This window comes from Streptomyces roseolus (assembly GCF_014649855.1).
Taxonomy (GTDB): domain Bacteria; phylum Actinomycetota; class Actinomycetes; order Streptomycetales; family Streptomycetaceae; genus Streptomyces; species Streptomyces roseolus.
The window spans coordinates 108,573-131,808 of sequence record NZ_BMTV01000003.1 but is presented as its reverse complement, the minus strand read 5'-3'; the positions used below and the strand labels follow the sequence as shown (position 1 = coordinate 131,808).

The following is a 23,236-nucleotide window of genomic DNA, read 5'->3' as shown; positions in this document are numbered from 1 at the left end:
CCGTGAAGACGCACGACACCACCGACCGCCGGCCGAGGATCCCCCTCGGCCGGCGGCTCCGGCGCGACCGCACCCTCCTGCTGATGACGGTCCCCGCCCTCCTCCTCGTCCTCGTCTTCCACTACGTCCCCATCCTCGGGAACGTCGTCGCCTTCCAGGACTACGACCCGTACGTCTCCACCAACGGCGTCACCGCCATCCTGGAATCGCCCTGGGTCGGCCTCGCCCAGTTCGACCGGGTCCTGTCCGACCCCGCCTTCTGGGCCGCCGTCGAGAACACCCTGGTCTTCTTCCTCCTCCAGCTGGTGCTCTTCTTCCCCGTCCCCATCGCCCTCGCCCTGCTCGTGCACAGCCTGCTGCGGCCCCGCGTCCGCGCCTTCGTCCAGGCCGTGCTCTACCTGCCGCACTTCTTCTCCTGGGTCATCGTCATCACCGTCTTCCAGCAGATCTTCGGCGGCGCCGGCATCATCGCCCAGACCCTCCGCGAACACGGCCACGAGGGCTTCGACCTCATGACCGACCCCGCCCTCTTCAAGTTCCTCGTCACCGCCGAGGGCATCTGGAAGGACGCCGGCTGGGGCGTCATCGTCTTCCTCGCCGCGCTCGCCGCCGTCGACCACGCGCTGTACGAGGCCGCCGCCATGGACGGCGCCGACCGCTGGCGCCGCATGTGGCACGTGACCCTCCCCGCCCTCCGACCCGTCGTCGCCCTCCTCCTCGTGCTCCGCGTCGGCGACGCCCTCACCGTCGGCTTCGAACAGCTCCTGCTCCAGCGCGACGCCGTCGGCCCCGGCGCCGCCGAGGTCCTCGACACCTTCGTCTGGTGGACCGGCCTGCGCAGCCAGGACTTCAGCTACGCCGCAGCCGCGGGGCTCATCAAGGGGATCGTCGGCCTCGCCCTCGTCCTCACCGCGAACAAGGCCGCCCACCTCATGGGCGAGCAGGGGGTGTACCGGAAATGACCACGCGCGTCCTCGAACGGCCCGCGCCCCCCGTCGGCGGCGCGGCCCGGCCCTCCCGGTGGGCGGCGCCCGCCCGGCCCGTCTGGGAGGAGCCGCCCACCCGCGCCGGGCTCACCGCCAAGGCCGGGCTGCTCGTCCTCGCCTGCCTCGCCGTCCTCTTCCCGCTCTGGATCGTCGTCGTCACCAGCGTCTCCTCGAAGCGGACGATCACCGAGGCCGGCGGACTCGTCGTCGTCCCCCGGGACTTCACCCTCATCGCCTACCGGGAACTGCTCAGCGGCGGCCAGGTCACCCGGGCCGTCGCCGTCAGCCTCGGCGTCACCCTCGTCGGCACCCTCTTCTCGATGACGGTGTCCGTGCTCTGCGCCTACGGCCTCTCCCGGCCCGGCTCCGTCGGCCACCGGGCCATCCTCTTCACGCTGATGGGCACCATGTTCTTCGGCGCCGGACTCATCCCCACCTACCTGCTGGTGCAGACCCTCGGCCTCACCGACACCTACCTGGCGCTGATCCTCCCCAGCGCCGTCAGCGTCTTCAACATCCTCGTGCTGCGCGCCTTCTTCATGGGCATCTCGCCCGAACTCACCGACAGCGCCCGCATCGACGGCGCCGGCGACCTGCGCATCCTGTGGACGATCGTGATGCCGCTCTCCCGCGCGGTCATCGCCGTCATCACCCTCTTCTACGCCGTCGGCTACTGGAGCGCCTGGTTCAACGCCTCCATCTACCTCAACGACCAGACGATGATGCCGCTGCAGAACGTGCTCATCCAGCTCGCCCAGAAACAGGAGATCCCCGTCGGCCTCGGCCAGGCCGTCAAGGCCGGGAACCTCTCCGGACTCGCCGTGCAGATGGCCGTCATGGTCCTCGCCCTGCTGCCCGTCGCCGTCCTCTCGCCCTTCGTCCAGAAGCACTTCAAGAAGGGCATGCTCACCGGCGCCGTCAAGGGATGACGCCACCCCCACCTCACGGAAGAGCCCCGATGACCGGCCTCGACGACCTCACCCGCCCGCCCGGCCGCCCGCCCCGCCTCCTCTACGGCGCCGACTGGAACCCGGAACAGTGGCCGGAGGACACCTGGACCGAGGACCTGCGGCTGATGCGCCGGGCCGCCGTCACCACCGTCACCCTCGGCGTCTTCTCCTGGGCCCGGCTCGAACCCGAGCCGGGCGCGAGGGAGTTCGGCTGGCTCGACCGGCTCATGGACCTCGCCCACGACCACGGCATCGGCGTCGTCCTCGCCACCCCCACCGCCTCCCCGCCGCCCTGGCTCGGCCGGCTCCACCCCGAGACCCTGCCCCGCGACGAGGACGGCCGCACCGAATGGTGGGGCTCCCGCCAGCACTTCTCCCACTCCAGCGAGGCGTACCGCCGGCACGCCGCCGCGATCACCGAGGACCTCGCCGCCCGCTACGCCCGCCACCCGGCGCTCGTCATGTGGCACATCAACAACGAGTACTGCACCTACGACTGGGGGGACGAGGCCGCCCGCACCTTCCGCACCTGGCTCCAGGACCGGTACGGCACCCTCGACGCCCTCAACACCGCCTGGGGCGGCGACTTCTGGAGCCAGCGGTACGCCGACTGGGACGAGGTCCTGCCCCCGCGCCACGCCCACTACCTGCGCAACCCCGCACACGTCCTCGACTTCCGCCGCTACACCTCCGACCAGCTCCTGGACTGCTACCGCGCCGAACGCGACATCGTCCGCGCGCACACCCCGCACCTCCCGGTCACCACCAACCTCATGCCGTTCTGGTCCGGGCAGGACGGCTGGGCCTGGGCCGCCGAACAGGACCTCGTCTCCGTCGACGTCTACCCCGACCCCGCCGCGCCCCGCGCCGGCGCCCACGAGAACGCCTTCCTCGCCGACCTCACCCGCGCCGAGGCCGGCGGCCGCCCCTGGATGGTGATGGAACAGGCCGCCGGGGCCGTCAACTGGCGCCCCGTCAACCGGCCCAAGCCCGAAGGGCTCAACCGGCTCCGGACCCTCCAGGCCGTCGCCCGCGGCGCCGACGCCGTCCACTTCTTCCAGTGGCGCGCCTCCCGCCAGGGCGCCGAGAAGTTCCACTCCGGCATGCTCGGCCACAGCGGCCCCCGGGGCCGCGGCTTCCGCGAGAGCGTCCGCGTCGGCGCCGACCTCGCCCGGCTCGGCCCCCGCGTCGCCGGCAGCCGCCTGCCCGCCGGCGGCGTCGCCGTCCTCCACGACTGGGACTCCTGGTGGGCCCAGCGCCACGAAGGCGCCCTCTCCGACCGGCTCGACCAGGGCGAACTCGTCCGCACCTGGCACCGCGCCCTCTGGGAGGCCGGCCTCCCCACCACCCTCGCCCACCCCCACCACGACCTCACCGCCCACCCCCTCGTCGTCATCCCCCACCTCTACCTCCTCGACGACACCGCGCTCGACAACCTGCGGCGGTACACGACCGGCGGCGGCCGGCTCGTCTGCGGCTTCTTCACCGGCGTCGCCGACCCCGACGACCGCGTCCGCCCCGGCGGCGTGGACGCCCGCCTCCGCGCCCTCCTCGGCATCGACCGCGTCGACGAATGGTGGCCCCTGGAACCCGGCGACCGCGTCGACTGCGGCACCTTCCACGGCACCCTCTGGTCGGAGGAGCTCGTCCCCGCCGCCGGCGCCGAGATCCTCGCCACCTACCGGGGCGGCGAGCTCGACGGCCGCCCCGCCGTCCTGCGCCACGGCCCCACCCGCTACCTCTCCACCCTCCCCGAACCCGCCGCGCTGCGCGCCCTCCTCGCCGAGGCCGCCGCGGAGGCGGGCGTCCGGCCGGTCCTCGCCGGACTGCCCGACGGCGTCGAGGCCGTCCGCCGCGGCGACCTCCTCTTCCTGCTCCACCACGGCCGCGAGCCCGTCACCGTCACCGTCCCCGGCCGCCACCGCGACCTGCTCACCGGCACCACCGTCGACTCCCCCCTCACCCTCGACCGCTTCGGCGCCGCCGTCCTGGAGGAGCAGCCATGACCGGAGCGGCACCCGTGACCGGACCCGTCCACGGCACCTGGGAACCCGCGCCCGCCGCCCGCTGGGAGGACGCCTTCCTCACCGGGAACGGCCGGCACGGAGCCCTGGTGTACGGCGACCCCGCCGACGACCGGGTGATCGTCACCCACCACACCCTCGTACGCCCCCACCACCGGCCCGGCGACACCGACCCGCCCCGCCTCGCCGACCGGCTCCCCGCCCTCCAGGACGCCCTCCTCGCCGGCGACCTCACGGCCGCCGAGGCCTTCACCGACGACCGCCCGCTCCGCTGGATCCAGCCCTTCCACCCGGGCTTCCTCACCCGCCTCCGGGCCGAGCCCCCCGGACCCGGCCCCGGCGCGCGGCGCGCGATCGACTTCACCACCGGCGTCGCCACCGCCACCGCCGGCGCCCGCACCAGCCGGGTGTTCGCCTCCCGCGCCGACGACGTCCTCGTCCAGTACGTGACGGAGCCCGGCCCCCGCGTCGCCGTCGAGCTCGACCACCGCCTCGACGGCGTCCCGCCCGGCCTCGCCGCCGGCCGCGGCGTCGCCACCGCCCACGGCGAGACCCTCCTCACCCTCCACGCCCGCTATCCCGGCTCCTCCCTCGGCTACACCGGCCTCACCCTCGTCGTCGCCGACACCGGCCGCACCACCCTCACCGACCGCGGCATCCGCGCCGACGGCGCCGGCGGACTCCTGCTGCTCACCCGGGTGCACCGCCACGACGGCCCGTACGACCCCGCCGGCCAGGCCGCCGCCCTGCGCGCCCTCGCCGGGGACGACGGCCCCGCCGCCGCGTACGCCCGCCTCCTCGGCCGGCACGCCGCACTCCACGGCGCCGCCTACCGCCGGGTGACCTTCGACCTCGACGCCGACCCCGGCCAACGTGCCCTCCCGGGCTCGGAGCTGCTCGCCCGCCCCGCCGGGCCCGCCCTCCTCGAACGGCTCTTCGCCGCCGGCCGTTATCACCTGCTCTCCTCCTCCGGCCTCTACCCGCCCCGGCTCTGCGGACTGTGGACCGGGGACTGGGACACCGCCTGGTCCGGCGGCTTCACCACCGACGCCAACCTCGCCCTCCAGACCGCCTCCGCCGTCGCCGCCGACCTGCCCGAGGTCCTCGACGCCCACCGGGGCCTCCTCCGGGGCCAGCTCGCCGACTGGAGGGACAACGCCCGGGCCGTCTTCGGCGCCCGGGGCGTCGTCGCCCCCGCCCACACCGACGGCGAGAGCGGCCACGCGTACCACTTCGACCGCGAATACCCCCTGCACCTGTGGACCGCCGCCGCCGACTGGCTCCTCCTCCCGCTCCTCGAGGCGGACGAGGCCGACGGCCGCCACGACCCCTGGCTCACCGCGCTCCTCCTCGAACTCGCCGACTTCTACGAGGACTTCCTCGCCCGCACCGGCCCCGACGGCCGGCTCGCCGTCGTCCCCTCCTACTCCCCGGAGAACCGCCCGCGCGGCGGCAGCTGGGGCGCGGTCAACGCCACCATGGACCTCGCCGCCGCCCGCCACGCCCTCACCGCCGCCGCCGACCGCGCCCCCGGTGAACGGGCCGCCCGGCTGCGGGCCCTCGCCGACCGGCTCCCGCCCTACCGCGTCAACGCCGACGGAGCCCTCGCCGAGTGGGCCTGGCCCGGCCTCGGCGACCGCTACGACCACCGGCACCTCAGCCACCTCTACCCCGTCTGGCCGCTCGACGCCGTCACCCCGTACGACACCCCCGGCCTCGCCCGCGCCGCCGCCCGCGCCCTCGCCCTGCGCGGCAGCGAGAACGACTCCGCCCACGGCCACCTCCACCAGGGGCTCGTCGCCGCCCGGCTCGGCGACGCCGGCCGCACCGGCGACGCCCTGCGCCGGGTCCTCGACGGCGACTACTTCCACGCCTCCCTGATGAGCGCGCACTATCCGAAGCGGGACGTCTACAACGCCGACGCCGCCCACGCCCTGCCCGCACTGCTCGTCGAGTCCCTGGTCCGCTCCGCCCCCGGGCGGCTCGTCCTGCTGCCCGCGCCGCCGCCCGGACTCTGCTCCCGCGGCCGTCTCACCGGGGTGCGCACCCGCTTCGGCGCCCGGATCGACCTGACCTGGGCGCCGGGGACGTACCGGGCCGTGCTCCGCCCCTCCCGCGACGCCTCGATCGAACTGTGCGCCCCCGAGGGGAGGCGGCGGCTCGCGCTGCGGGCCGGCGAGGAGCACATCCTCGTCAGTCCGTGCGCCGCCGGACCGGCGGCGGGCCCGAGCTCTCCCGGGCCGTGAGCACCGGGGCGAGCAGTTCCACCCCGGTCGCCGCCGGTCCGTCCGGGTCGGTGAGCCGGGCGAACAGCCGCTCCACCGCTCGCCGGCCCAGCTCCTGCGCCGGGATCGCCACCGCGGTGAGCGGCACGGACGCCCGCTCGGCCACCGCCTCGGGACAGACCGCGACCACCGACACGTCCTCCGGCACCGCCCGGCCCGTCCGCCGCAGCAGGGAGAGCAGCGGCTCCACCGCCGTCTCGTTCTGCACCACGAAGGCGCTGACCGCCGGGCGCTCGTCGAGGATCCGGGCGAGCACCCCGGCGACCGCGTCGTGACTGCCGTCGCACGGCCGGTGCAGCAGCCCCACGCCGAGGCGCGCGGCCCGGTCGCGCAGCCCGCCGAGGGTCCGCTCGGCGAAGCCGGTGTGCCGGGCGTACACCCCGGGCGAGCCGCCGACGACGGCGATCTCCCGGTGCCCGAGCCCGGCCAGGTGCTCCACGCAGAGCGCCCCGGCGGCGGCGAAGTCCAGGTCCACGCAGTTCAGTCCGGCCGGATCGGCGGGCAGCCCGACGAGCACGGCCGGCGGCGCGGCCCCCCGCAGCACCGGCAGCCGCCCGTCGTCGAGCTGCACGTCCATGAGGATCACGGCCTCGGCGAGTCCGCTGCCGGTGACCCGGCGCAGCGCCGAGGGGCCCTCCTCGCCGGTGAGCAGCAGCACGTCGTAGCCGCGCGCCCGGGCCGTGGTGGCGACGGCGACCGCGATCTCCAGCATCACCGGCACGTACATGTCGGTGCGCAGCGGCACCATCAGGGCGATGATCCGCGACCGGCTGCTGGCGAGCGCCCGGGCCCCGGCGTGCGGCTGGTAGCCGAGCTGTTCGATGCTGGCCCGCACGCGCCGCCGGGTGGGCTCGGAGATGGGCCGCTTGCCGCTGAGGACATAGCTCACCGTGCTGGCCGACACCCCGGCATGGCGGGCGACCTCGGCAAGCGTGACCATCCGATCTCCCCGCGGCCAGGACTGGTGAATCGCTTCGACGATGCCGTCGAAAGATCGCTTCGACGCTCAGCGAGACGGTAACGCGGGGGAGTTGACGTGTCCAGACTGTCGACGGCGAAAGATCGAAGCGCTTCGACGGAGCGGCGTGCGGAGCACCCGGCAGGACGTTCGGCCGTGCGCGGACCGGACGACGACGCACGCGGCCGGCGCGGACGCGATGGGCGGACGGAAGTACACCTGCGGGCTGGACGCGGCCATCACGGTCATGGGAGGCAAGTGGAAAGGGCTCATCCTCTTCGCCCTGGGGCAACAGCCGCTCCGCTTCGGGGCGTTACGCCGGGCCGTGCCGGGCATCAGCGAGCGGATCCTCATCCTCCAGCTCAAGGGGATGGTGGCGAGCGGCCTGGTCCACCGCGAGGCGCACGAGGAGGTGCCGCCGAGGGTCGTCCACTCCCTCACCCCCTTCGGGCGCTCGCTGAACACCGCCCTCGCCCCCCCTGGGCGCCTGGGGCGAGGAGCACCTGGACCGCATCGAGCGGCTCGGTCCGTGACGGGGAAGCGGACCGGCGGGGGTGTCGGGCGAGGCGTACGGCGGTGCTCAGGGCCGCAGCAGGACCTTGCCGACCTCCGGGTCGCCCCCGCCGACCAGGGCCAGGGCCTCGGCGAAGCCGTCGAGCGGGAACTCGTGGGTGATCAACGGCGCCGGGTCGAGCAGCCCGCTCGCGAAGGCCCGGACCGCGTCCGCCCAGGCGGCCGAGGAGGCACCGAAGACGCTCCGCAGCTCCAGCTGGCTCACCGACAGGTGCACCGGGTCGATGCCCGTGGCGCCCTCCGCGAACATCCCGGTGAGCACCACCCGGCCGCCCCGGCGGGCCAGCAGGCAGGACGAGGCGGCCGTCGGCGGCGCCCCGGCCGTCTCCACCACCAGGTCGAACTCCCCCTGCGCGGCCGAGGCCGCCGCCGGGTCCAGGGCGCGGGTCGCGCCGAAACCCCGGGCCCGGTCCGCCCGGGCCGCGCGCGGGTCGACCACGGCCAGGTCGGCGGGGGAGTGGGCGGCCAGCCACTGCACGGCGAGCAGCCCCAGGGTCCCGGCGCCGACGACCGCGATCCGCTCCCCGGGGCGCGGCCGCCCGGCCCGTACCGCGGCGGCGACGACCGCCGCCGGTTCGAGGAGCGCCGCCGCCCGCAGGTCCGCGTCCTCCGGCAGGAGGTGCAGGAGCCGGGCGGGCACGAGCAGCCAGTCGGCGAAGGCGCCCGGCTCGGTGAAGCCGGTCTCCGCGTACCCGGCCGTGCACAGGCTCGTCTCGCCGCACCGGCACCGCTCGCAGGTCCCGCAGCGGCGGAAGCCCTCGGCGACGCACGGCCGGCCGAGCAGCGCCGGGTCCACGCCCGGACCGACCGCCTCGACCGTGCCGGACCACTCGTGCCCCGGCACCACCGGGTAGCGCACGTAGCCGGGCGCCCGCCTCCCCTCGTACACCTCCCGGTCGCTGAGGCAGATCCCGGCGGCGGCGACCCGCACCAGGACCTCGCCCCGGCCCGGTTCGGGGCACGGGCACTCCACGAGCCGGTGGACCCCCGGCCGTTCGACGAGGACCGCCCGGCCGGGTGCGCCGCCGTTCACCGCGGCCGCCTCTTCCGCCCCTCGTCCGTGCGCGCCGGGACACGGATCGGGCCGCGCCGGGGAGTGCCGACGACATGAGTGGTGATGCCCGTGGTGCGCACGGTGGAGACTCCCAGGATGTTCATCATGCCGAACACCGTTCGGCGGGTCGGCGTGACCGTAGGCAGCGGCGTTCCGGGGCGTCAAGCGTCCCGGGGAGCACCCCCGTGCCGGGACCGTTGCCCGGCTTCCGGTCCGGGGCTAGTCTCTGTCCGCGATTTCGGTCGCGGTCCGGCATATCGAACGACATGAGGGTGAGGTGGGGGCCATGGGACGACTCGTACCCGCAGTGACCAGGGCATTCGACATTCTGGAGCTCTTCCTCCAGGGGGACGGCACGCTCTCCGCCCCCGAGATCACCCGCCGTCTCCAGCTCCCCCGCACGACCACCCACGAGCTGCTCACCACGCTCACCGCCCGCAACTACCTCGTGCCCGTGCCGGAACAGCCCGGCCGCTACCGGCTCGGGGTGCGCACGTACCAGCTCGGCAGCCGGTACGCCGAGCAGCTCGACCTCGCGGCGGAGGGGCGCCAGGTCGCCCGGGAGATCGCCGAGACCTGCGGCGAGACCGTCCACGTGGCGCTCCTGGAGGACGCGGACGTCATCTACGTCGCCAAGGTGGACTCCACCCACGCCGTCCGCATGGTCTCCGCGGCCGGCCGGCGGCTCCCCGCCCACTGCACGGCCGTCGGCAAGATGCTCCTCGCGATGCTGCCGGCCGACGAGCTCGACGCGCTCCTCGACGGGCGCGAGCTGGCCCGCATGACCCCGCACAGCATCACCGACCCGGACGTGCTGCGCGCCGCCCTGGCCGAGATCGCCGTCCTCGGCGTCGCCGTCGAGCAGCGCGAGTCCAACCCGGACGTCTCGTGCGTCGCCGCCCCCGTCCGCGACCGCACGGGCCGCGTCGTCGCCGCGCTCTCCATCTCCGTCCCCGTCATCCGCTGGGACGAGGCCCGCGAGAACGAACTCACCGCCCTCGCCGTCCACGGTGCCGCCGACCTCTCCACCCGCCTCGGCCACCGCGGCGGCGCGCGCTGAGAAGCGGACGCCCGCGGCCGCCTCCGGGGCCGCCGACCCGCGCGGCCCGCGCGCGCCCGCGGCGCGGTCCGTCCGCGTCGCCCCGTCCGCCGGCGCCGGCCGGTGCGCGCCCAACGGGTCGCGCGCTCCCACGACTTCGTACGTCCGCGCCGGTCCGCGCTCCCGCCCGGTCCCCGGGCCGGTCGCCGGCGTCGGCCCGCGTCCGCGACGGGGCCCGCCCCCGTGCTCAGCCACCGGCGGCTCCGCCGCCCTTCGCGGCCTTGCGCATGCGGCTGACCGGGCCGAAGACCTCGCGGTCGTCGAGGAAGCCCTCCAGGGCGAAGGTCGCCGCGCCCCGGGTCACGGGGTTGTGCGGGACGGCGCTGCGGCGCAGGGTGGCCGCCCGGTGCGGCAGGGCGAGGGCGTGCCGGCCCACCGCCTCGTACGCGGCCGGGAGCAGCCGTTCGCCGAGCAGGTCGACGACCTGGTTGCCGACCACGACGACCTGCGGGTTGACCAGGTTGACCAGGTTGGCGACGGCCGCGCCCAGGTACCGCGCGGTGCGCTCCACCACGGCGGCGGCCACCGGCTCGTCCGCGTCGGCCGCGCGGGCCAGCGCCGCGACCGTCGCCGCGTCGTCGGGCCCGGCCGCCCGCTCGTCGCCGGGGGCGAGCTCGCGCCAGGTCCCGGCGATCCCGCGCAGCGACACGTACGCCTCGACGCAGCCCCGGTTGCCGCAGGTGCACAGCCGTCCGTCGAGGGCGAGGCACGTGTGCCCCCACTCGCCCGCGCTGTTGGTGAAACCGCGGTGCAGCTGGCCGCCGATCGCGATGCCCGCGCCGACGCCGGCCCGCAGCGTCAGCACCACCAGGTCGTCGACCTCGCGGCCCGCGCCGAACCACATCTCCGCGACCGTGCTGGCCCGCAGCGGGTTGTCCAGCCACAGCGGCAGCCCGAGCCGCTCGTCGAGCAGCGCCCGCAGCGGAACCTCGTGCCAGGACCAGTACGGCGAGAAGGACGAGACCCCGCCCTCGCGCTCGACCATGCCGGGCACGCTCACCCCCGCGCCGAGGACCCGCGAGCGGTCGGTCCCGGAGGCGGCGAGCAGCTCCTCCACGGCCCCGGCGAGCGTGTCGACGACGTCGGCGGGGCGTACGTCCCCCGGCGGCAGCGGCCGCTCCACGGAGTGCCGGACGCTCAGGGCCAGGTCGAACAGCTCGGCGTGGACGGAGGTCTCGGCGATGTCGACGCCGATGAGCGCGCCGCGCTCGGCGTTCACGGCGAGCCGCGCGCGGGGCCGTCCGCCGCCGGACTCCTCGTGGCCGGCCTCGACGAGGACGCCGGCCTCCAGGAGTTCGGCGGTGAGGTTGGCGACCGTCGCGAAGGAGAGGCCCGTGGCGGCGGCGAGGTCCTGCCGGCTCATCGCGCCCGGGCCGGCGTAGACCCGGCGCAGCACCTCGAAGCGGTTGAGGCGGCGAATGTCCTGCGAGGTGCGCTTGATCATCCCTGCTGCCCTCCGTCGGTGCGCGTGGCGGTGCGCCGTGTCGCCCGATCTTATTCGAAGGGTTGGAAGAAGAATCCCGCAGGTTATTTACAACCGTTAGACGAACCCGTAGTTTTTGGCCGTCGCCCCGGCGGCACCCCCGCACGCACCAGGAGGAGAAACGATGCTCCAGCTCAGCGCCGTGCCCTGCACCCCCGCGCCCGGCCGCCTGCCCGAAGGTCCCGTCTGGGACGCCGCCCGCCGGGAACTCCTCTGGGTCGACATCACCGAGGGCCTCGTCCACCGCGCCGCCCTCACCCGGGAGGACGGCCGCACCGACGTGGTGCCGACCGCCTCCCTCCGCTTCGACCGCCCCGTGGGCGCGGCCGTCCCCTGCGCCTCCGGGGCCCTCCTCGTCGCCGCCGGCACCGCCTTCGTCCGCCTGGAGGACGGCCGGCCCCCGGCCGAGGCCGTCGAGCTCGCCGCTCCCGCCCTCCCCGACGACGGGGTGGAGCGCCGCATGAACGACGCCTCCGTCGACCCCGCCGGGCGCCTCCTCGGCGGCACCATGGCCTTCGACGAACGGCCCGGCGCCGGCGCCCTCTACCGCCTCGACGCCGAAGGGCTCACCACCCTCGTCGCGCCCGTCACCATCTCCAACGGCCTCGGCTGGAGCCCCGACGGGACCCTCCTCTACTACGCCGACAGCCCCACCCGCCGCGTCGACGTCTTCGACTACGACCCCGCCACCGGCGCCCTCTCCGGCCGCCGCCCCTTCGCCGTCCTCGACAGCGGCTACCCCGACGGCCTCACCGTCGACGCCGAGGGCAACGTCTGGGTCGCCGTCTGGGGCGGCGGCGAAGTCCTCGCCCTCACCCCCGGGGGCGTCCCGCACGCGCGCGTGGAGCTGCCCGCCTCCCACGTCACCAGCTGTGCCTTCGCCGGACCCGACCTCGACGTCCTCGTCGTCACCACCGCCACCCACCACCTCCCCGAGGAGCGCCGCCGCGCCGAACCCGACGCCGGCCGCCTCTTCGTCTGCCGCCCGGGCGTCACGGGGCTGCCCGCCACCCCGTACGCCGACCAGCACTGACCCACCTACAGGAACCCACCATGACCAGCCCGTACGAGGGGCTGCGCGCCGCCCTGGCCGCCGCCCCCGTCATCGCGATCCTCCGCTCCGCCTCCGCCGCCCGCTTCCCCGAGGTCACCGACACCCTCCTCGCCTCCGGCGTCCGCGCCGCCGAGTTCACCCTCACCACCCCCGGGGTCCTCGACGTCCTCCGCGAGTACGCCGCCGACGCCCCGCCCGGCCTCGCCCTCGGCGCCGGCACGGTCACCACCCCCGCCGACGCCCAGGCCGCGGTCGAGGCCGGCGCCACCTACCTCATCACCCCCGCCACCTGCACCGACGTCATCGCCGAGGCCGTCCGCCTCGACGTGCCGGTGCTGCCCGGCGCGTACACCCCGACCGAGATCCTCACCGCCTGGCGGGCCGGCGCCACCATGGTCAAGCTGTTCCCCGCCGCCACCGGCGGCCCCGGCCACCTCAAGGCCGTCCGCGCCCCGCTCCCCGACGTCCCGCTCGTCCCCACCGGCGGCATCTCCGCCGCCGACGCCCCCGCCTACCTCGCCGCCGGCGCCACCGCCCTCGGCATCGGCGGCCCGCTCGTCGGCGACGCCTGCGAGGGCGGCTCCCTCGCGGCCCTCACCGAGCGGGCCGCGGCCTTCCTGGACGGGATACGGCTCCGATGACGCACCCCGCACGCGCGCGTGGACCCGCCGACGCCCCCGGACCCGCCCTGGTCACCCTCGGCGAGGCCATGGCCGTCGCCGCCGCCACCACCCCGGGACCGTTCGCCAACGGCGCCCCGCTGCGGCTCGGCTGGGCCGGCGCCGAGGCCACCGTCGCCGTCGGCGTCAGCAGGCTCGGCCACACCGCCGCCTGGACCGGCCGCGTCGGCGACGACGCCGCCGGCGCGATGATCCTCGCCGGACTCCGCGCCGAGGGCGTCGACGTCACCGGCGCCCGCACCGACCCCGACGCCCCCACCGGCCTCATGCTCCGCGAGCGCCGCACCGCCGACCGGCTCCGCGTCGGCTACTACCGGGCCGGCCTCGCCGGCTCCCGCCTCGCCCCCGGCGACCTCGACGAGGCCGCCCTCACCGGCGCCCGGATCCTCCACGTCACCGGCATCACCCCCGCGCTGAGCGCCACCGCCCGCGCCGCCGTCGAGCACGCCGTCGCCCTCGCCCGGGCCGCCGGCGTCACCGTCTCCCTCGACGTCAACCACCGCGCCCGCCTGTGGAGCCGCGCCGAGGCCGCCGACGTGCTCGGCCGCCTCCTCCCGTACACCGACCTGGTCTTCGCCGGTCCCGAGGAGGCCACCCTCTTCGTCCCCGAGGACGAACCGCAGGAGATGGCCCGCGCCCTCACCCGGCTCGGCCCCGTCGAGGCCGTCCTCAAGCTCGGCGCCGACGGCGCCCTCACGGTCACCGGCGGCACGGTCCACGTGCGGGCCGCGATCCCCGTCACCGCCGTCGACCCCGTCGGCGCGGGCGACGCCTTCGTCTCCGGCTACCTCGCCGCCCTCCTCGACGGCTCCCCGGTCCCCGAACGGCTCCGGCTCGCCGCCCTCTGCGGCGCCTTCGCCGTCTCCGTCCCCGGCGACTGGGAGGGCATCCCGCACCGCACCGAACTCGGCCTGCTGGCCGCCCAGGACATCACCCGCTGACCCCCCCCCGCCCAAGGAAGCCCCTCCCATGAACCGTTTCTCCGGGCAGACCGCCGTCGTCACCGGCGCCGCCTCCGGAATCGGCGCGGCCAGCGCCGCCCGGCTCGCCCGCGAAGGCGCCGCCGTCGTCGTCGCTGACATCGCCGCCGTCGCCGGCGAGGCCGTCGCCGCCCGCATCCGCGAGGAGGGCGGCCGCGCCGCCTACGTCCGCTGCGACGTCTCCTCCGAGGCCGACTGGACCGCGCTGCGCGCGGAGACCCACGAGCGCTTCGGCCCGGTCTCCGTCCTCCACAGCAACGCCTTCGTCCACACCCCGGCCGCCGCCCACGAACTCCCCGTCGACGCCTGGGACCGCGAGCTCGCCGTCAACCTGCGCTCCCTCTACCTCGCCGCCCGCACCTTCCTCGACGACCTGCGCGCCGAGGGCGGCAGCCTCGTCGCCACCTCCAGCGTCCACGCCGACTTCGGCCTCCCCGGCTACCCCGCCTACGCGGCCTCCAAGGGCGGCATGTGCGCGCTGATCCGCCAGTTCGCCGTCGAGTACGGCCCCGACGTGCGCTTCAACTCCGTGCTGCCCGGCCCGATCCTCACCGACGTCTGGAACGACGTCGACGAGGAGGGCCGCCGCCTCTCCGCCGGCGCCACCGCCCTCGCCCGCCTCGGCCGCCCCGAGGAGGTCGCCGCGGCCGTCGCCTTCCTGGCCTCGGCCGACGCCGCCTACATCACCGGCACCAACCTCGTCGTCGACGGCGGCTGGACCGTCAAGAAGGACTCCAAGTGAAGGACCACCAGTGAAGATCACCTCCCTGAAGACCCACCTCGTCGCCCCCCGCTGGTGCTTCCTGCGGATCGACACCGACGAGGGCGTCACCGGCTGGGGCGAGCCCGTCGTCGAGGGCCGCGCCCACACCGTCGCCGCCGCCGTCGACGAACTCTCCGACTACCTGATCGGGCAGGACCCGATGCGCATCGAGGACCACTGGCAGGTCCTCACCAAGGGCGGCTTCTACCGGGGCGGCCCGGTCCTCTCCAGCGCCGTCGCCGGCATCGACCAGGCCCTGTGGGACATCAAGGGCAAGGCCCTCGGCGTCCCCGTCTGGGAACTCCTCGGTGGCCGCGTCCGTGACCGCGTCCGCGTCTACAGCTGGATCGGCGGCGACCGCCCCGACGAGGTGGCGGGCGAGGCCCTGGCCCGCAAGGACGAGGGCTTCACCGCCATCAAGATGAACGCCTCCGCGCAGCTGCGGCTCATCGACACCCCGGCCGCCACCCAGGGCATCGTCGACCGGGTCGCCTCCGTCCGCGAGGCCGTCGGCGACGACTTCGACATCGCCCTCGACTTCCACGGACGCCTCACCCTCCCCATGGCCCGCCGGGTCCTGCCGCTCCTGGAGCCGTACCTCCCCTTCTTCGTGGAGGAGCCGGTCGTCCCCGAGATGAGCGACCACATCGGCGAGATCGTCCGCTCCACCTCGATCCCCGTCGCCACCGGCGAACGCCTCTACTCCCGCTGGGACTTCAGACAAGTCCTCGGCCAGGGCATCGCCGTCGCCCAGCCGGACCTCTCGCACGCCGGCGGCATCTCCGAGACCCGCCGGATCGCCGCGATGGCGGAGGCGTACGACGTCTCCCTCGCCCCGCACTGCCCGCTCGGCCCGATCGCCCTCGCCTCCTGCCTCCAGGTCGGCTTCGCCACGCCCAACCTGCTCATCCAGGAACAGAGCCTCGGCATCCACTACAACACCGGCTCCGACCTCCTCGACTACCTCGTCGACCCCTCGGTCTTCCGGTACGAGGACGGGCACGTGGCCCTGCCCACCGGCCCCGGACTCGGCATCGAGGTCGACGCGAAGGCCGTGGAACGGGCCGCCGAGACCGGCCACCGCTGGCGCAACCCGGCCTGGCGCCGCGACGACGGCTCCCTGGCGGAGTGGTAGCACATGGGGAAAGGGCCGGACTCCGTCGAGGAGTCCGGCCCTTCAGGGCGTGTCGGGTCTACCGGTGGGCGAACCAGGACGCCGCCGGAAGCAGCCGGCTGTCGTAGTCGAACAGGGCCTGGTTCTCCCAGGCGTTGCCCGACGACGGGTCCGTCGGGTCCCAGCCGTTGCCGCTCACCGCGGTCCAGGCCGGTTCCCAGTAGACGACGCCGAGGCCGCGGCCGCCCGGGACGGCCTCCACCACGTTCATCACGTCACGCAGCCACGCCGACTGGCCCGCCGGGGACGCCGGGTAGCCCGGTGTCAGCTCCGACGGCAGGTCGATGATGTTCTCGTGCGCGTCCTCGCTGTCCAGACGGAAGGGGTACGCCGTCTCCGCGACCATCACCTTCTTGCCGTAACGCGCCGAGATGTCGTCCAGGTTGGCCTGGAGCGAGGACAGCGCGCCGTGCCAGTAGCCGTAGAAGGACAGCGCGATCACGTCATAACTCACGCCCTGCGCCTTGGCGTTGTCGAACCACGTGCGGTACAGCGCGTTGTCGCCGCCGTTCGCCAGGTGCAGCGCGATCTGCGTCGAGGACGACACGGCCTTCGCCGCCGAGATGCCGGAGTTCAGCAGCCCCGCGAGCTGCGTCCAGTTGCTGGTCGACCCCTCCGGCCACAGCATGCCGGTGTTGATCTCGTTGCCGATCTGCACCATGTCGGCCGTGGTGCCCTGCGCCTTCAGCGCGTTGAGGACGTCGTAGGTGTGGTTGTACACGTCCGTCTTCAGCTGCGCGTACGAGTGCCCCGCCCACGCCGCCGGCTTCGTCTGGGCGCCCGGGTCGGCCCAGACGTCCGAGTAGTGGAAGTCCACGAGCAGCTTCATGCCCTGTGCCTTGACGCGCTTCGCGGTGGCGAGCACCTGGGCCTTGGTGTTGTAGCCGTCGGCCGGGTTCACCCACACCTTCAGCCGGCCGTAGGTGGCGCCCGCGCCCTTGAGCAGCGCGACCGGGTCGCCGGTCGCGCCCGAGGCGTTCTTGTACGTGGCGCCGAAGTCCTCGTTCTTCTTGAGGGCGGACAGGTCCACGCCCTTCACGGTGAGCCCGGTCGAGCCCGGGGTGAAGGAGAGGTCGTCGACGTTGAGCCAGTTGCCCGCGTGGGCGTCGGAGTTGATGCTGACGGTGCAGCCGCCGCCGACGACCTTGACGGAGGTCACGACCCGTATCCAGGAGCTGGTGGTCACCGGCAGGTCGGTGCGCTGCTCGGCCGACCCGCAGTTGCGCAGGGCGAGGTACGCGGAGTTCTGGCCGCCGCCGGAACGCACCCACGCGGTCAGCGTGTACGTGCCGTCGGCGAGCCCGCTGAGGTACTGGTACGTCTCGACCTTGTACGCCGACGACGACCAGTGCGAGAGGCGGTGGCCGCCACTGCGCCCGCCGGCCTCCGTGAAGGAGGCGGCGTTCTGTCCGGCGGCCGAGTAGGTCGACCAGCCGGACGGCGTCGCCGTACCCGCGCCGTCGGCCTCGAACCCGGTGTTGGTGAGCGTGCTCGCGGCCACGGCCTGCTGCGCGGGCAGCGGGGCGAGCAGCAGCCCCGCGCCGAGCGCGGTGGCGAGAGCGGCGGAACGAAGCCGGAAACGGCCTCTGGTGGTGCGCATCGTCGAGTCCCTTCGACGGTGACGGACGGGGGAGTGGTGGTGCCGGGGGTGGCGCTGTTCCTCGGGGACGGGGGATCGGGGGGTACGGCTCACCCGGGGGCGGCGCAGCCGGTGCGTGCCGCCCCCGGGGAGATCAGGGGGAGGGGCGGCCGTCAGCCGTCCAGACGGACGACCCGGACGCCGCCCGCCGGGACGGTGAGCGAGCCGGTCACCTCGCCGTCGGCGAGCAGTTCCGTGCCCGGGCCGTCCAGGGGGACCTTCGCCTCCGCGTCCGTGTGGTTGAGGACGAAGACGTAGTGGCCGTGGGCGCCGGCGCGGCGGACGACCTCGACGTCGCGCGGGAGCGAGGGGCGGCTCGGGATGCCGGCGTCCTCCGCGGCCGCCGCCACGATCGCGTCCAGCGAGGCCGCGTCGAGGCGGGTGGAGACGTACCAGGCGGTGCCGCGCCCGAGCCGGTGCCGGGTGACGGCGGGGCCGCCGGCGGCGGGGCCGTCCGCGTACGTCCACACGGTCTCGGCGCCGCGCGGGCGGACGAACTCGGTCCACACGTCGCCGGTGAGCGCCGCGCCGCCGGGCCCGGCGAGCCCGACCCGCTGGTCGTCGAGGAGCGGCGACCACTCCTCGACGGTGAGCCCGAGGACGTCCCGCAGCGCGCCCGGGTAGGCGCCGGGGTGGACGGCGTCGTGCTCGTCGACGATCCCGGAGAAGTAGGAGACGACGAGCGTGCCGCCGTTCTCCACGTACTCCCGCAGGTTCTGCCCGGCCGCCTCCGTCATCAGGTACAGCGCGGGGACGACGACCAGCGGGTAGGCGGACAGGTCGGCCTCGGGGTGCGCGAAGTCCACCGTGAGGTGCCGGTCGTAGAGGGTCTCGTAGAAGCCGTCGGCGCGCTCGCGGGCGTCGTGCGCCTCGTTCGGCCGCCACTCCAGCTTCTGCGCCCACCAGGACTGCCAGTCCCACAGCATCGCCACGTCCGGGACGGTCCGGCTGCCGCGGATCTCCTCCAGGGCGCCGAGTCCGGCGCCGAGTTCGACGACCTCGCGCCAGATCCGGGTGTCGGTGCCGCCGTGCGGGACCATCGCCGAGTGGAACTTCTCGGCGCCGCGCCGGGACTGCCGCCACTGGAAGAACATCGCGCCCTCGGAGCCGCGGGCGACGTGCGCGAGCGAGTTGCGGGCCATCTCGCCCGCCCGCTTCGCCGGGTTGCGGGGCTGCCAGTTGACGCCCGAGGTGGAGTGCTCCAGGAGCAGCCAGGGCGCGCCGCCGGCGACCGAGCGGGTCAGGTCGGCGGCCATCGCGAGGTTGACGTGGGTGCGGCGGCCGTCGGTGATCAGGTAGTGGTCGTTGGTGACGAGGTCGACCTCGCGGCCCCACGCCCAGTAGTCGATCGAGTCGCACTGGCTGAGCGCGGTCATGAAGTTGGTGGTGACCGGGATCCCCGGGGACAGCTCGTGGAGGATGTCCCGCTCGGCGCGGAAGTTCTCGCGGATCGTGGCGTCGGCGAAGCGCCGGTAGTCCAGCTGCTGGGCCGGGTTGCCGACGGTCGGGGTGGTGCGGGGCGGCAGGATCTCCTCGTACGTGCCGTACCGCTGGCCCCAGAAGGCGGTGCCCCACGCTTCGTTCACGGCCTCGACCGAACCGTACGCGCCGTCCAGCCAGCGCCGGAAGTGCGCGGCGCAGCCGTCGCAGTAGCAGGCGCTGACGGGGACGCCGTACTCGTTGTGGACGTGCCAGAGCGCGAGCGCCGGGTGGCCGGCGTACCGGCGGGCCAGCTCGGTGGTGATCCGGGCGGCGGCCTCCCGGTAGGCGGGGGAGCTGTGGCAGATCGCCCCGCGCGAGCCGTACGCGAGGCGGACGCCGTCCGGGGTGACGGGCAGCGCTTCCGGGTGCGCGCGGTAGAACCAGGCGGGCGGGGCGACCGTCGGGGTCCCGAGGTCGGCGCGGATGCCGTTCGCGTGCAGCAGGTCGAGGACCCGGTCGAGCCAGCCGAAGTCGTAGCGGCCCGGTTCGGGCTCCAGGAGCGCCCAGGAGAAGATCCCGACGCTCACCATGGTGACGCCGGCCTCGCGCATCAGCCGCACGTCCTCCTGCCAGACGCTTTCCGGCCATTGTTCGGGGTTGTAGTCCCCGCCGAACGCGAGCCGGGTCAGGCCCTTGGGGGTCGTGGCAGACATGAGTCTCTCCTGAGCACCTGTGAAACGGAAGGGGGTGTTCGATCGCCGTAGCTGTGAACGTACACACATCAGATTTCGAAGTGGCAACGCAACATAACCGCACAGGAACAACCATTGACAAGTGTCCGGAACGTTTCTCTACTGTGAACGCTCACAGATGCATGGTCGGCCTCTCCGTCCGATGGAGAGGCCCCTTTCGGTCAGGGAGAACCACCCATGCCCCAGCTCACGCGCCGCAGCCTCGCCGCCGCCACCGCCGTGCTCCTCGGTGCCACCGCGCTCACCGCCTGTGGATCCGACTCCGACGACGAGGCGGACGCCGGATCCGGCCCCGTCAAGCTCACCTACTGGGCATGGGCGCCCGGCATGGACAAGGTCGCCGCCCTGTGGAACGCCAAGCACCCCGACATCCAGGTCACGGTGCAGAAGCAGGCCTCCGGGGACGACCTCGTCACCAAGATCATCACCGCTGCCAAGGCCCGCAAGGGCCCGGACCTGGTCCAGGCCGAGTACCAGGCCCTGCCCACCCTCGTCACCAACGACGCCCTCGCCGACATAGGCCCCGAGGTCCAGGGCGTCGAGAAGAAGTTCGCCCCCGGCGTCTGGCAGCAGACCACCCTCGGCGGCGACGCGGTCTACGCCCTCCCGCAGGACTCCGGTCCGCTGATGTTCTTCTACCGCGAGGACCTCTTCAAGGAGTACGGCCTCACCGTCCCCACCACCTGGGACGCCTTCGCCGAGACCGCCCGCGCACTGAAGAAGAAGGCCCCGAAGAAGTCCCTCACCACCTTCTCCGCCAACGACGCCGGCCTCTTCGCCGGCCTCTCCCAGCAGGCCGGCGCCCGGTGGTGGACCTTCGAGGGCGACACCTGGAAGGTCGGCATCGACGACGCCGCCACCAAGAAGGTCACCGACTTCTGGGGCGGCCTGGTCGCCGAAGGCGCCATCGACAACCAGCCCATGTACACCCCCGCCTGGAACAAGGCCCTCGACACCGGCGAGCAGATCGCCTGGGTCTCCGCCGTCTGGGCCCCCGGCACCCTGACCACCGCCGCCCCCGCCACCAAGGGCAAGTGGGCCATGGCCCCCCTCCCGCAGTGGACCGAGGGCGAGAACGCCACCGGCAGCTGGGGCGGCTCCTCCACCGCCGTCACCAGCGACTCCAAGCACAAGGAGGCCGCCGCGAAGTTCGCCGTCTGGCTGAACACCGACCCCGAGGCGCTCGCCGCCCTCGTCAAGGAGAGCGGCATCTACCCGGCCGCCACCGCCGCCCAGACCAGCGGCGCCCTCGCCAAGGCCCCCGACTACTTCGCCAACCAGCCCGACTTCTACACGAAGGCCGCCGAGATCGCGAAGACCACCGCCCCCGCGGCCTGGGGCCCCAACGTGAACGTCGCCTACACCGCCTTCAAGGACGAGTTCGGCAAGGCCGCCAAGGCCAGGACCGCCGCCGCCTTCGCCAAGGCCCTCACCGCCGTCCGCGACACCACGGTCGACGACCTCGACAAGCAGGGCTTCGAGGTCGCCAAGTGACGCAGCCCCCCAAGGGCGCCCGCCGGTCGTACGGGGTCAAGGCGGCCCCGTACGGCTTCCTCCTCCCGGCCGCCGTCCTCTTCGCCCTCTTCTTCGCGCTGCCCATCGGCTACGCGGTGTGGCTCAGCTTCCACAAGGTCGAGATCAAGGGCCTCGGCCTCGGCAAGGGCGCCAGGTCCGAGGTCTGGGCAGGCCTGGAGAACTACGCCTCCGCCCTCACCGACTCCGAGTTCCTCGCGAGCGCCCTGCGCGTCCTCGGCTACGGCGCCATCGTCGTCCCCGTCATGCTCGGCCTCGCCCTCCTCTTCGCGCTCCTGCTCGACTCCGAGCGCGTCCGGGGCCGTTCCTTCGCCCGGCTCGCGATCTTCCTGCCGTACGCCGTCCCCGGTGTCATCGCCGCCGTCCTCTGGGGCTTCCTCTACCTCCCGGACGTCAGCCCCTTCCACTACCTCCTGGAGAAGGCCGGCCTCCCGCAGCCCGACCTCATGGACGGCGGCCCGCTCTACCTCGCGATGTCCAACATCGCCGTCTGGGGCGGCACCGGCTTCAACATGATCGTCATCTACACCGCGCTGCGCGCCCTGCCCGCCGAGGTCTACGAGGCCGCCAAGCTCGACGGCTGCTCCGAGCTCCAGATCGCGCTCCGCATCAAGATCCCGATGGTGGTGCCCTCCCTGGTCCTCACCTTCTTCTTCTCCATCATCGCCACCCTCCAGGTCTTCAACGAGCCGATGACGCTCAAGCCGCTCACCAACGGCATCCCCTCCACCTGGAGCCCCCTGATGAAGGTCTACAACGACGCGTTCACCGGCGGGAACATCCACGCGGCCTCCGCCACGGCCGTCGTCCTCGCCCTCGCCACCTTCGCGCTCTCCTTCGCCCTCCTCAGGATCTCCAACCGCCGCACCACACAAGGAGCCAGCCGATGACCGGGCTCGCCTCCCCGACGCTCCGCAAGGCGCCCCCCGCGCCCGGCACCACCCCCGGCGTCCCGCAGGGACCGCCCCGGCCGCGCCGCACCGCCCTGCTGCCCACCGCGGCCCTCGTCCTCGGCGCCCTCTACTGCCTGCTCCCCGTCGCCTGGGTCGTCGTCGCCGCCACCAAGGCCGACGACGAGCTCTTCTCCACCTTCACCTTCCTCCCGGGCAGCGGCTTCGCCGACAACCTCGGCGACCTCACCTCCTACCGCGACGGCATCTACTGGACGTGGATGGGCAACTCCGTCCTCTACGCCGGCCTCGGCGCCCTCCTGTCGACCGTCGTCTCCGCCTTCGCCGGCTACGCCCTCGCCGTCTACCGCTTCCGCGGCCGCGAGCTCTTCTTCAACGTCATGCTCACCGGCGTCCTCATGCCCCCGGTCATCCTCGCCATCCCCCAGTACCTGCTGATGGCCGAGGCCGACCTCACCGACAGCCACGCCTCCGTGCTGCTGCCGCTGGTCCTCTCCCCGTACGGCGTCTACCTCGGCCGCATCTACGCCGAGGCCGCCATCCCGATGGAGCTCGTCGAGGCCGGCCGCGTCGACGGCGCGGGCGAATGGCGGATCTTCAGCCGGATCGCCGTGCCGATGCTCGCCCCCGGCCTGGTGACGATCTTCCTGTTCCAGTTCGTCGCCATCTGGAACAACTTCCTGCTGCCGTTCATCATGCTCGGCGACGACGAGAAGTTCCCCATGACCGTCGGCCTGTTCACCCTCCTCAAGCAGGGCGCCAGCCAGCCCGCCCTCTACACCCTCGTCATCACCGGCGCCCTGCTCGCCGTCGTCCCCCTGATCGCCCTCTTCCTCGTCATCCAGCGGTTCTGGAGCCTCGATCTGCTGTCCGGCGCCGTAAAGTCCTGAACACAGGGGATCGAGGGGAAACACAC

General features: G+C 74.1%; 18 protein-coding genes and 1 pseudogene. 14 read left to right on the top strand and 5 right to left on the bottom strand.

Annotated features, from left to right (window positions below; all coding sequences use genetic code 11):
• The first annotated feature begins 2 nt into the window (after positions 1-2).
• From IE245_RS04475 to IE245_RS04460, 4 genes are read left to right on the top strand one after another with little or no spacing between them, the layout of a single operon-like run.
• Positions 3-962 carry an ABC transporter permease gene (locus IE245_RS04475; protein ID WP_229851063.1) on the top strand — a complete coding sequence of 320 codons (960 nt, stop codon included), beginning with the start codon at positions 3-5 and terminating at the stop codon, positions 960-962.
• Entirely contained in the window at positions 959-1,915 is a 957-nt protein-coding gene (locus tag IE245_RS04470; protein WP_189945395.1) for a carbohydrate ABC transporter permease, read from the top strand. The genes IE245_RS04475 and IE245_RS04470 overlap by 4 nt, the downstream gene beginning before the upstream one ends.
• A 29-nt stretch (positions 1,916-1,944) precedes the next feature.
• On the top strand, positions 1,945-3,942 hold the full coding sequence (locus IE245_RS04465; protein ID WP_189945394.1) for a beta-galactosidase: 1,998 nt from the start codon (positions 1,945-1,947) through the stop codon (positions 3,940-3,942).
• A complete protein-coding gene (locus tag IE245_RS04460) occupies positions 3,939-6,206 on the top strand; it encodes a glycosyl hydrolase family 95 catalytic domain-containing protein (RefSeq protein WP_189945393.1) in 2,268 nt (755 codons plus the stop codon). The genes IE245_RS04465 and IE245_RS04460 overlap by 4 nt, the downstream gene beginning before the upstream one ends.
• Here the strand turns inward: IE245_RS04460 and IE245_RS04455 are convergent.
• Positions 6,154-7,185, bottom strand: coding sequence for a LacI family DNA-binding transcriptional regulator (locus IE245_RS04455; protein WP_189945392.1), 1,032 nt, complete (start codon positions 7,183-7,185; stop codon positions 6,154-6,156). The genes IE245_RS04460 and IE245_RS04455 overlap by 53 nt on opposite strands.
• Before the next feature lie 217 nt (positions 7,186-7,402).
• Between IE245_RS04455 and IE245_RS38005 the strand changes: the two are divergent.
• Positions 7,403-7,736: pseudogene (locus IE245_RS38005) on the top strand (winged helix-turn-helix transcriptional regulator).
• Between the two features lie 47 nt (positions 7,737-7,783).
• On the opposite strand, the gene IE245_RS04445 reads toward IE245_RS38005, so the two are convergent.
• Positions 7,784-8,809: a zinc-dependent alcohol dehydrogenase gene (locus tag IE245_RS04445; protein ID WP_189945391.1), complete on the bottom strand. Its 1,026-nt coding sequence runs from the start codon at positions 8,807-8,809 to the stop codon at positions 7,784-7,786.
• A 307-nt stretch (positions 8,810-9,116) separates the two neighbouring features.
• On the opposite strand from IE245_RS04445, the gene IE245_RS04440 reads away from it, so the two are divergent.
• On the top strand, positions 9,117-9,890 hold the full coding sequence (locus tag IE245_RS04440; RefSeq protein ID WP_189945390.1) for an IclR family transcriptional regulator: 774 nt from the start codon (positions 9,117-9,119) through the stop codon (positions 9,888-9,890).
• A gap of 226 nt (positions 9,891-10,116) precedes the next feature.
• Here IE245_RS04440 and IE245_RS04435 read toward each other — a convergent pair whose 3' ends face one another.
• The gene (locus IE245_RS04435) at positions 10,117-11,373 is read right to left on the bottom strand and encodes an ROK family transcriptional regulator (RefSeq protein ID WP_189945389.1); all 1,257 of its coding nucleotides are present in this window, start codon (positions 11,371-11,373) and stop codon (positions 10,117-10,119) included.
• Between the two features lie 163 nt (positions 11,374-11,536).
• On the opposite strand from IE245_RS04435, the gene IE245_RS04430 reads away from it, so the two are divergent.
• The 5 genes from IE245_RS04430 to dgoD are packed head-to-tail and all read left to right on the top strand — an operon-like array spanning position 11,537 to position 16,024.
• On the top strand, positions 11,537-12,445 hold the full coding sequence (locus tag IE245_RS04430) for an SMP-30/gluconolactonase/LRE family protein (RefSeq protein ID WP_189945388.1): 909 nt from the start codon (positions 11,537-11,539) through the stop codon (positions 12,443-12,445).
• Between the two features lie 20 nt (positions 12,446-12,465).
• Positions 12,466-13,107: a bifunctional 4-hydroxy-2-oxoglutarate aldolase/2-dehydro-3-deoxy-phosphogluconate aldolase gene (locus IE245_RS04425; protein WP_189945387.1), complete on the top strand. Its 642-nt coding sequence runs from the start codon at positions 12,466-12,468 to the stop codon at positions 13,105-13,107.
• Entirely contained in the window at positions 13,104-14,087 is a 984-nt protein-coding gene (locus IE245_RS04420) for a sugar kinase (protein WP_189945386.1), read from the top strand. Before IE245_RS04425 ends, IE245_RS04420 begins: the two co-directional genes overlap by 4 nt.
• Before the next feature lie 28 nt (positions 14,088-14,115).
• Complete coding sequence (locus IE245_RS04415; protein WP_189945385.1) at positions 14,116-14,868, top strand: SDR family NAD(P)-dependent oxidoreductase; 753 nt, start codon at positions 14,116-14,118, stop codon at positions 14,866-14,868.
• Positions 14,869-14,878: 10 nt separating this feature from the next.
• Positions 14,879-16,024: a galactonate dehydratase gene (dgoD, locus tag IE245_RS04410; protein ID WP_189945384.1), complete on the top strand. Its 1,146-nt coding sequence runs from the start codon at positions 14,879-14,881 to the stop codon at positions 16,022-16,024.
• 58 nt (positions 16,025-16,082) lie between these two features.
• Here dgoD and IE245_RS04405 read toward each other — a convergent pair whose 3' ends face one another.
• Both IE245_RS04405 and IE245_RS04400 read right to left on the bottom strand, forming a co-directional pair.
• A complete protein-coding gene (locus tag IE245_RS04405) occupies positions 16,083-17,663 on the bottom strand; it encodes a glycoside hydrolase family 53 protein (protein ID WP_189945383.1) in 1,581 nt (526 codons plus the stop codon).
• A gap of 152 nt (positions 17,664-17,815) precedes the next feature.
• Entirely contained in the window at positions 17,816-19,837 is a 2,022-nt protein-coding gene (locus IE245_RS04400) for a beta-galactosidase (RefSeq protein WP_189945382.1), read from the bottom strand.
• 216 nt (positions 19,838-20,053) lie between these two features.
• Between IE245_RS04400 and IE245_RS04395 the strand changes: the two genes are divergently transcribed.
• Genes IE245_RS04395 through IE245_RS04385 form a run of 3 tightly spaced genes read left to right on the top strand, consistent with a single transcriptional unit; the run spans position 20,054 to position 23,210 of the window.
• Positions 20,054-21,370: an ABC transporter substrate-binding protein gene (locus IE245_RS04395; RefSeq protein ID WP_189945381.1), complete on the top strand. Its 1,317-nt coding sequence runs from the start codon at positions 20,054-20,056 to the stop codon at positions 21,368-21,370.
• Positions 21,367-22,299, top strand: a complete 933-nt coding sequence (locus tag IE245_RS04390; protein WP_189945380.1) for a carbohydrate ABC transporter permease — start codon at positions 21,367-21,369, stop codon at positions 22,297-22,299. The genes IE245_RS04395 and IE245_RS04390 overlap by 4 nt, the downstream gene beginning before the upstream one ends.
• The gene (locus tag IE245_RS04385) at positions 22,296-23,210 is read left to right on the top strand and encodes a carbohydrate ABC transporter permease (protein WP_189945379.1); all 915 of its coding nucleotides are present in this window, start codon (positions 22,296-22,298) and stop codon (positions 23,208-23,210) included. Before IE245_RS04390 ends, IE245_RS04385 begins: the two co-directional genes overlap by 4 nt.
• The last annotated feature ends 26 nt before the right edge of the window (positions 23,211-23,236 follow it).